This window comes from Luteibacter sp. KNZ12-1A, from assembly GCF_056755675.1.
The window spans coordinates 1-7,719 of the sequence record NZ_JBPGXU010000144.1 but is presented as its reverse complement, the minus strand read 5'-3'; the positions used below and the strand labels follow the sequence as shown (position 1 = coordinate 7,719).

Here is a 7,719-nt window from a genome sequence, read left to right as displayed (position 1 = left end):
TAAGGCGATTCCGGCGCATCGACATCGAACACGCCCGGGGCGTTCGGACGGCGATCCGCTTCGGCGCGCTGCACCGGACCGTAGGTATCGCCGGCGGCGGCCTTGGCGGGAGCCGCCGTGGCCGTGGCCTCCGCGCGCGAAGGCCGTGCCTCCCCATGCGACGGTACCCGGGCGGGAACCTCGGAAGTGCGCGAGGGCTGGGCCTTGGGTGCGACGGAGGTGGCCGCCGCGGAATTCACCGGCGTACCCGGCGGATCGAGCAGCATGGTCACTTCGCGCACGACCTTGTTGCCGCCCGTGGACACCTCGACCAGGAAGTCGAGGTAGGTGTCGCGCACCGGCTCGGCGCTGCTGACCCGCACCACCGGCTGTCCGGATGCGTTCTTGCTCACGGCGAAGTTCAGGGCCACGGGCAAGCCGCCGCGATTCAGTCCGGCGCGTGTAAAGGCTTCTTCCGAGGCCAGGGCGACATGCACATTGTCGAGGTTGCCCGACACGCCCGTCAGCGGGATTTCCGCGACCAACGGCTGGTCCATCGTGGAGCGGACCTGGACCGGGCCCAGGTTCTGCGCCAGGGCCTGACTGCCCCATGTGGCGAGCGCCAGCATGATCGAAAGCTTCAACGTACGGTTCATCACTCGCTTCCCCCGAACTAAACCCATGCCGGCGGCGCGCCTCTATAGGGCGATCGGCCGCGAAGGCGCCACTGTAGTGCACCCCAGCAACAACTAACAATAGCGGGTACGGATAGTTACGCGACAACGTTAAGTCGTTCGCGAGGCCCGTACACGCCCCCCTTACATGTCCCGGCCCCGGTCAGTGGCCCTGTTTCGCCTCCAGCTGGCGCTGGAGTTCGGCGATCTTGCGATCGCGTTCCTCCAGTGCGCGGCGGGCGGCCTGCGTGTTCGATTCCAGCGTGTCGACCTTCGCCTTGAGTTGGCGGACCTGGGCGTCCTCGCTCTTCACCTGGCCCTGCAAGGCCTCGAGCCTCGCGCGGGCCTCGGCCGTCGCGGCAGGTGCCGGAGCCGTCGGCGACCGCTGTTCCGCCAGCGCCAGGGGCGACAGCAGGACAAGCAGGCAGGCGGCGACGCACGCTTTCATTACAGGTAGTCCTCGATCAGGATCTCCGCGATCTGCACGGCGTTGAGGGCCGCGCCCTTGCGGATGTTATCGGCCACCACCCAGAGGTCGAGGCCGCGCTCGTGCGAGATGTCCTCACGGATGCGGCCGACGAACACCGGGTCCTTGCCCGCCGCGTCGCCCACCGGCGTCGGATAGCCACCCGGCTTGCGCTCGTCCAGCACGACCACGCCCGGTGCCTGCTCTAGCAGTTCGCGCGCGCGTTCGGCCGTGATCTTGTCGCGGGTCTCGATATGCACGGCCTCGGCGTGGCCGTAGAACACGGGCACGCGCACCGCGGTCGGGTTCACCTGGATGGATGGGTCCTCGAGGATCTTCCGGGTCTCCCAGACCATCTTCATTTCTTCCTTGGTATAGCCATTGGCCTGGAAGTCGTCGATGTGCGGGATCACGTTGAACGCGATCTGCTTCGGGAACTTGGCCGTCTCCACTTCCTGGAAGTTGAGCATCTGCGCGGTCTGCTTGCCCAGTTCGTCCATGCCGCTGCGCCCCGCGCCCGACACCGACTGGTAGGTGGCGACGTTGATGCGCTCGATGCCCACCTCGCGATGGATGGGCGCCAGCGCCACCAGCATCTGCATCGTGGAGCAGTTCGGGTTGGCGATGATGCCGCGCACCGTGTAGTCGGCGATGGCGTGCGGATTCACCTCGGACACCACCAGGGGGATGTCGTCCTGGTAGCGGAATTCGGAGGTGTTATCGATCACCACGGCCCCGGCCGCCGCCGCGCGAGGCGCGTGCTCGCGGCTCACGGAACCACCGGCCGAGAAGAAGGCGATGTCCACGCCGGCGAAATCGTACTTGGCCAGGTCCTGGACGACGTAAGGTTTTCCATTGAAGTCGACCGTACCGCCCGCCGAGCGCTCGCTCGCCAGGGGCACCAGTTCGCTCACGGGGAAGTCCCGCTCGGCGAGGATCGACAGGAGGGTTTCGCCGACCGCGCCGGTCGCACCCACCATGGCCACCTTGTAACTCGTCTTCTTGCTCATGCTTCGCTTTCGTCAGGCGTGGGAAAACAGGTTCAGCTGGCGTCGGCCAGCACACCCGGATTGAGGATCGTGGGCGGCCGGCCGGCGTCAGGACCATGCCCGAACGCCGCCAGCACATTGTCCACAGCCAGCGCAGCCATATCGCGACGTGTGTCGCGACTTGCGCTGGCGATGTGTGGACTGAGCACGATATTTTGCAGTTTCATGAGGTCGGGATGGACCTTCGGCTCGCCTTCGAACACGTCGAGGGCGGCCGCGGCGATCGTGCCATCGGCCAGGGCGCGGGCCAGGGCCGCGTCGTCGACGATGCCACCGCGGGCGACATTGACCAGGGTGGCCGTGGGCTTCATCGCCTTGAGTTCGGACTCGCCGATGGCATGGTGGCTTTGCGGCGTGTACGGCAGCACGAGGATCAGGTGGTCCGACGCGGCCAGCAGGCTGGCCTTGTCCACATAGGTCGCCGCGTACTCCCGCTCGATCTCCGGCGCCAGCCGGGAACGATTGTGGTAGATCACCTTCGCCCGGAACCCGGAGGCACGCCGTGCGATGGCCTGGCCGATCCGGCCCATGCCGAGGATACCGATGGTCTTGCCGTGCACGTCGGCGCCCAGCCAGCCTTCGAAGCGCGAACCATGCCACTGGCCGTCACGCAGCCAGCGTTCGGCTTCGCCGATCCGGCGGGCCGCCGCGAGCATCAGCGCCCAGGCGTAGTCGGCCACGGTCTCGTTGAGCACGTCCGGTGTGTTCGACGCGCCGATGCCGGCCTCGGTCAGCGCGTCGATATCGAGGTTGTTGTATCCCACGCCGAGGTTGGCCACGAAGCGCAGGCGCGACGCGGAAGCGATCGCCGCCGCGTCGATGCGCTCGGCCAGGCCGACGATGGCGGCATCGGCACCGGCCAACCGCGCGGCAAGGTCCGCTGGCGAGAACGAACGCTCCTCCGTCTCCGCGCGCACCTCGAACCACGGGCGCAGGCGGTCGACGATGTCCGGAAAGAACGGACGGGAGATCCAGACGATCGGCTTGCTCATGATCTATTCCTGCAACGTGCCCGGGATGCGCGGCGGCACCTCGCCCACGTCGCCGCACTGGGCGCGATGGCGCAGGGCCTGGTCCATCAGCACGAGGGCGAGCATCGCCTCGGCGATGGGAACGGCGCGGATGCCGACACAGGGATCGTGGCGGCCCTTGGTCACGACCTCGGCCGGCTGCCCTGCGCGATCGACGCTGCGGCCCGGCACGAGGATGCTCGACGTCGGCTTGAACGCCATCGAGACGACCACGGGCTGTCCGGATGCGATGCCGCCGAGGATGCCACCCGCGTGGTTGGAGAGGAAACCATCGGTACTGAGTTCGTCGCGGTGCTGCGTGCCACGCTGGGCCACGGCGGCGAAGCCGTCACCGATCTCGACGCCCTTCACCGCGTTGATCGACATCATGGCGGCGGCGAGTTCGCCGTCGAGCTTGCCGTAGATCGGCTCGCCCCATCCGGCCGGCACGCCATCGGCCACCACGGTGACCTTGGCGCCGACCGAATCGCCCGACTTGCGCAGGGCGTCCATGTACGACTCCAGCTCCGGCACCTGCGTGGCGTCGGGCCAGAAGAACGGATTGCCCTCGATCGCACCGGCATCGAAGCCGCGCGGCACGAGTTCGCCGATCTGGGCCACGTGGCCGCGCACGGTCACGCCGTGGCGCTGTGCCAGCCACTTCTTGGCGATGACGCCGGCGGCCACGCGCATCGTGGTTTCCCGCGCCGACGAACGGCCGCCGCCGCGAGGATCGCGGATGCCGTACTTCTGCCAGTACGTGTAATCCGCATGGCCCGGGCGGAAGGTATCCAGGATGTTGCCGTAATCCTTGGAACGGGCGTCCGTGTTGCGGATCAGCAAGGCGATCGGCGTGCCGGTGGTCACGCCTTCGTACACGCCCGAGAGGATCTCGATGTCATCCGCCTCGCGACGCTGCGAGGTATGCCGCGAGCGGCCGGTGGCGCGGCGTTCGAGGTCGGCGCGGAACTCCGCCGCGTCGAGCGGGAGCCCGGGCGGGCAACCGTCCACCACGCACCCGATCGCCGGGCCGTGGCTTTCGCCGAAGGTGGTGACGGAGAGGAGCTTGCCGAACGTATTGGAGGACACGGTGCTTCCGGTGAGGATTTAGTTTCTTGCTGCACGCACCGCGGAGATCTCCGCGGCGTGTTCGACGAGGTCGCGCCGCTCCAGCGCGAAGATGCCCATCTGCCCGACCTTGAACTCCAGCCAGACGAACGGCACGCGCGGCAGCAGGTTGACCAGCGCGTGCTCGCTGTCGCCCACTTCGACGATCAGCAGGCCATCTTCGCTGAGGTGGTCGGCCGCCTCATCGAGGATGCGCAAGGTGATGTCCAGTCCATCATCGCCCGATGTCAGGCCGAGGACCGGTTCATGGCTGTATTCGGCCGGCATCGCGGCGTATTCGTCATTGGTGACGTACGGCGGGTTGGACACGATCAGGTCGTAGACCTCGCCCTTCACCCCGTCGAACAGGTCCGACTTGATCGCCCGCACGCGGTCGTCCGCGTGCTGGAACACGATGTTCTCGTTGGCCAGCGAGAGGGCGTCGTCGCTGACGTCGACGAGGTCGACCCGCCAATCCGGGTTGTACTCGGCCATGGCGATGCCGATGCAACCGGAGCCCGTGCAGAGATCCAGCGCGCGCTCCACATGGCGGTCGTCCAGCCACGGGGTGAAACGGCTCTCGATCAGCTCGGCGATGGGCGAACGCGGGACCAGGGCGCGATGGTCGCTCTTGAACTTCAGCCCGGCGAACCAGGTCTCGCCCACCAGGTAGGCCACCGGCACGCGCTCGGTCACGCGGCGCTCGATCAGCGCCAGCACCTTCGCTTTCTCCTCGGCGACCAGATTGCCCGCGCCATAGGCCGGCGGGATATCCGGCGGCAGGTGCAGCGCGGCCAGGACCAGATGGGTCGCCTCGTCGATCGGATTGTCGTGGCTATGCCCGAAAGTCAGGCCGGCGGCCGAGAAACGGCTGGCGCCGTAGCGGATGAAATCAATGATCGAGGAGAGTTCGCTGGTCACGGGAGGCGGCGTTCGATGGGGCTGACGGGGGAGTATAGCCGTCCGGGTCGGGGCCCACACGATCGCCATCGGCCTTTCTGCCGATGGGCACCGGCCTTCGGCGGGCGTACATTCCAACGGTCTCGCGGGCACGCGACGCCCGATGAACGGAGTCTGGCATGACCGCTTTCCTGCGCATCCTCGCCGTATCGCTGCTCGTGGCATCCGCTGCCCGGGCCCAGGAGATGCACGACCACGGTATCCCCGAGAAGCTCGGCAAGGTGTCGTTCCCGATCTCGTGCGATCCCCCGGTGCAGAAGCCGTTCGACCGTGGTGTCGCCCTCCTCCACTCCTTCGCCTATGCCGCCGCCGGCCAGGCTTTCGAGGGTGTCGTGGCGAAAGACCCGGCCTGCGCCATGGGCCACTGGGGCATCGCGATGGTTTTCTTCCACCCCGTGTGGACGCCCGTCCTGCCGACGGACACCTTCGCCCGAGGCCAGGCGGCGGCCCGGGCGGCGGCACGCCTGGCAGCGACCTCGTCACCGCGCGAGCGGGCATACATCCGCGCGCTGGGACAGCTCTATCAGGACGGCGACATCATGCCCGCGCTACGCACCCTTGGCTACGAACAGGCGATGGCCGGCGTCGCCCGCGACAACCCGAAGGACGTCGAGGCGCAGGTGTTCTATGCCGTGGCCCTGTTGTCGAACGCCCCGATGACCGACAAGACACACGCGAAGCAGAAGCAGGCCATCGCGATCCTGGACCCACTGTTCCGCGCATACCCGGATCACCCTGGCATCGCGCACTACCTGATCCACGCTTGCGACAGCGCCGAACTCGCGCGACGCGGCCTGCCGGCGGCGAGGAAATACGCAGGTATCGCGCCTTCGGCGCCGCATGCCTTGCACATGCCCTCGCACATCTTCACCCGGCTCGGCCTGTGGGACGATTCGATCCACTCCAACCTCGCCTCGGAAAAGGCGGCGCGCGAGCACGGCGACACCATGGGCCAGCTGCACGCCATGGACTATCTCGTCTACGCGTACATGCAAACCGGCCGCGACAAGGAGGCCCGGGCGGTCATCGGCGACCTGAAGACCATGCGCGGCCTGGACATGGGCGACTTCGGAGTCGCCTATGCCGCGACCGCCATGCCGATTCGCGAAGTCGTGGAGCAAGGGCGATGGAGCGAGGCCGCCATGATCGCGCCACCCGACGGCGCACCCGCCTCGGTGGTGGCCATCGCGGTGTGGGCGAAGGGCCTGGGCCTCGCACGCAGCGGCCATCCCGACGAAGCGCGCGCCCAGGCGGCCCGTCTCGACCAGATCGAGGCCCAGCTCAAGACCTCCGGCGACGACTACTGGTCCACGCAGACCGGCGTCCTCGCTTCCGAAGTAAAGGCATGGGCCGCCCAGGCCAGCGGCGACGCCGCTGCCGCCGTCGCCTTGATGACCGATGCCGCCGAACGGGAAGACCGGGTCGAGAAGCGGCCGGTGACACCGGGACCGATCGTCCCCGCGCGCGAACAACTCGGCGAGCTTCTGCTGGCACAGAAGCAACCGGGACCGGCGCTGGCCGCATTCAAGACCGCGCTCACCCAAGCCCCCGGCCGCGCCGGCGCGCTTCGCGGCGAGAAGGCGACGGAAGCGATGCGCTAAGCTCGCAGCGGATCACCGTCAGCGCGAGAAACCCGCTTTCTGAATGCCCTCAGCGCATCCAGGTCGTAAACGTGGCAGTCCGACAGGTACGCATCGATCGCGGCGTGCTCTGAAAGCCACTGAAGGCTGTAACCATGGCTGTCGTCAATTCCAATGACACCCACTCGCTGATCCGTCGTGTCTCCCATCAGCATGATGCCCCGAAGTCCAAGGCCTCCCGCGATGGCCGAAGCTGGCGCAACATCCAGTCGCCCACCCTCTTCTATGACTTGTTCGTATGCATCTGGAACCTCGCCGGACATTGCCGGCCTGATCCATTCCGCGCGAACCAGGAAAAGAATGCGAGCGGCAGGCTTCATCGTAGCCATCGTTTTCTAGCTGCCCGACAATTCGGAGGTTCGCTCATCAAGCGACGTAACATACATTTCGAACTTGAACTGGACGTCGACATAGTCCCAGGAAAGAACGAACACACTCCCGTCCGCCTTCAAGCTCTTCACTTCCACAGAACCCCAGACAGTTTGCGCGTCGGGGTCGATGCGAATCTCGTCAACCGGAAACGAGGCAATACGCGCAAGCATGTCGTCGAGAGGTAAAAGATCCTTCCATTCGGTCATGGCGTCGGCTTCAAGTGGTCAGGGACAGGCGTGTCGTCTGGAAAATGGATAATGCGGTAGGCGGAGCCGTAGACCGCACCCTCGTCGCTCCGGTTACCCCGTCGCTCGGGAAAGGATGCCGCTGCGCGGCCATGTCTGATGGCTGGCGCCCCGTCGCACCAGGAGGGTCGGTGGCACAAGCAACGCCCGCGACTCGGGTGGATGCCGTCTCCGTGTGAAACCCCCTCACGTGGGTGGGAAGCGGGCTGGCCCGCGA

The 7,719-nt window shown here is 66.9% G+C and carries 9 protein-coding genes; 1 reads left to right on the top strand and 8 read right to left on the bottom strand.

Features of this window, described 5'->3' with window-relative positions; genetic code table 11:
* The 6 genes from ACR9ZJ_RS18235 to prmB form a co-directional block, all read right to left on the bottom strand.
* A partial coding sequence (locus ACR9ZJ_RS18235; RefSeq protein ID WP_481288566.1) for a type IV pilus assembly protein FimV occupies nt 1-635 on the bottom strand: 635 nt, incomplete at its 3' end.
* Nucleotides 636-816: 181 nt separating this feature from the next.
* On the bottom strand, nt 817-1,101 hold the full coding sequence (locus tag ACR9ZJ_RS18230; RefSeq protein ID WP_481288565.1) for a hypothetical protein: 285 nt from the start codon (nt 1,099-1,101) through the stop codon (nt 817-819).
* The gene (locus ACR9ZJ_RS18225; RefSeq protein ID WP_481280721.1) at nt 1,101-2,129 is read right to left on the bottom strand and encodes an aspartate-semialdehyde dehydrogenase; all 1,029 of its coding nucleotides are present in this window, start codon (nt 2,127-2,129) and stop codon (nt 1,101-1,103) included. Before ACR9ZJ_RS18225 ends, ACR9ZJ_RS18230 begins: the two co-directional genes overlap by 1 nt.
* A gap of 32 nt (nt 2,130-2,161) precedes the next feature.
* A complete protein-coding gene (locus ACR9ZJ_RS18220) occupies nt 2,162-3,160 on the bottom strand; it encodes a 2-hydroxyacid dehydrogenase (protein WP_481280722.1) in 999 nt (332 codons plus the stop codon).
* A 3-nt stretch (nt 3,161-3,163) separates the two neighbouring features.
* Complete coding sequence (gene aroC / locus ACR9ZJ_RS18215) at nt 3,164-4,267, bottom strand: chorismate synthase (RefSeq protein WP_481288564.1); 1,104 nt, start codon at nt 4,265-4,267, stop codon at nt 3,164-3,166.
* A gap of 18 nt (nt 4,268-4,285) precedes the next feature.
* Nucleotides 4,286-5,206, bottom strand: a complete 921-nt coding sequence (gene prmB / locus ACR9ZJ_RS18210; protein ID WP_481288563.1) for a 50S ribosomal protein L3 N(5)-glutamine methyltransferase — start codon at nt 5,204-5,206, stop codon at nt 4,286-4,288.
* A gap of 158 nt (nt 5,207-5,364) precedes the next feature.
* Here prmB and ACR9ZJ_RS18205 point away from each other — a divergent pair, with 158 nt between their 5' ends.
* On the top strand, nt 5,365-6,846 hold the full coding sequence (locus ACR9ZJ_RS18205; protein WP_481288562.1) for a hypothetical protein: 1,482 nt from the start codon (nt 5,365-5,367) through the stop codon (nt 6,844-6,846).
* Here ACR9ZJ_RS18205 and ACR9ZJ_RS18200 read toward each other — a convergent pair.
* Complete coding sequence (locus ACR9ZJ_RS18200) at nt 6,843-7,205, bottom strand: hypothetical protein (protein ID WP_481288561.1); 363 nt, start codon at nt 7,203-7,205, stop codon at nt 6,843-6,845. The two genes, ACR9ZJ_RS18205 and ACR9ZJ_RS18200, sit on opposite strands and share 4 nt — an antisense overlap.
* Nucleotides 7,206-7,220: 15 nt before the next feature.
* Nucleotides 7,221-7,463 carry a hypothetical protein gene (locus ACR9ZJ_RS18195; RefSeq protein WP_481288560.1) on the bottom strand — a complete coding sequence of 81 codons (243 nt, stop codon included), beginning with the start codon at nt 7,461-7,463 and terminating at the stop codon, nt 7,221-7,223.
* Nucleotides 7,464-7,719: the final 256 nt, after the last annotated feature.

What these genes read in the sequence shown, in the direction of transcription:
- ACR9ZJ_RS18220 (WP_481280722.1), bottom strand. Translation starts at nt 3,160, where the DNA reads ATGAGCAAGCCGATCGTCTGGATCTCCCGTCCGTTCTTTCCGGACATC.
- ACR9ZJ_RS18205 (WP_481288562.1), top strand. Translation starts at nt 5,365, where the DNA reads ATGACCGCTTTCCTGCGCATCCTCGCCGTATCGCTGCTCGTGGCATCC.
- ACR9ZJ_RS18230 (WP_481288565.1), bottom strand. Translation starts at nt 1,101, where the DNA reads ATGAAAGCGTGCGTCGCCGCCTGCCTGCTTGTCCTGCTGTCGCCCCTG.
- ACR9ZJ_RS18200 (WP_481288561.1), bottom strand. Translation starts at nt 7,205, where the DNA reads ATGAAGCCTGCCGCTCGCATTCTTTTCCTGGTTCGCGCGGAATGGATC.
- ACR9ZJ_RS18195 (WP_481288560.1), bottom strand. Translation starts at nt 7,463, where the DNA reads ATGACCGAATGGAAGGATCTTTTACCTCTCGACGACATGCTTGCGCGT.
- ACR9ZJ_RS18225 (WP_481280721.1), bottom strand. Translation starts at nt 2,129, where the DNA reads ATGAGCAAGAAGACGAGTTACAAGGTGGCCATGGTGGGTGCGACCGGC.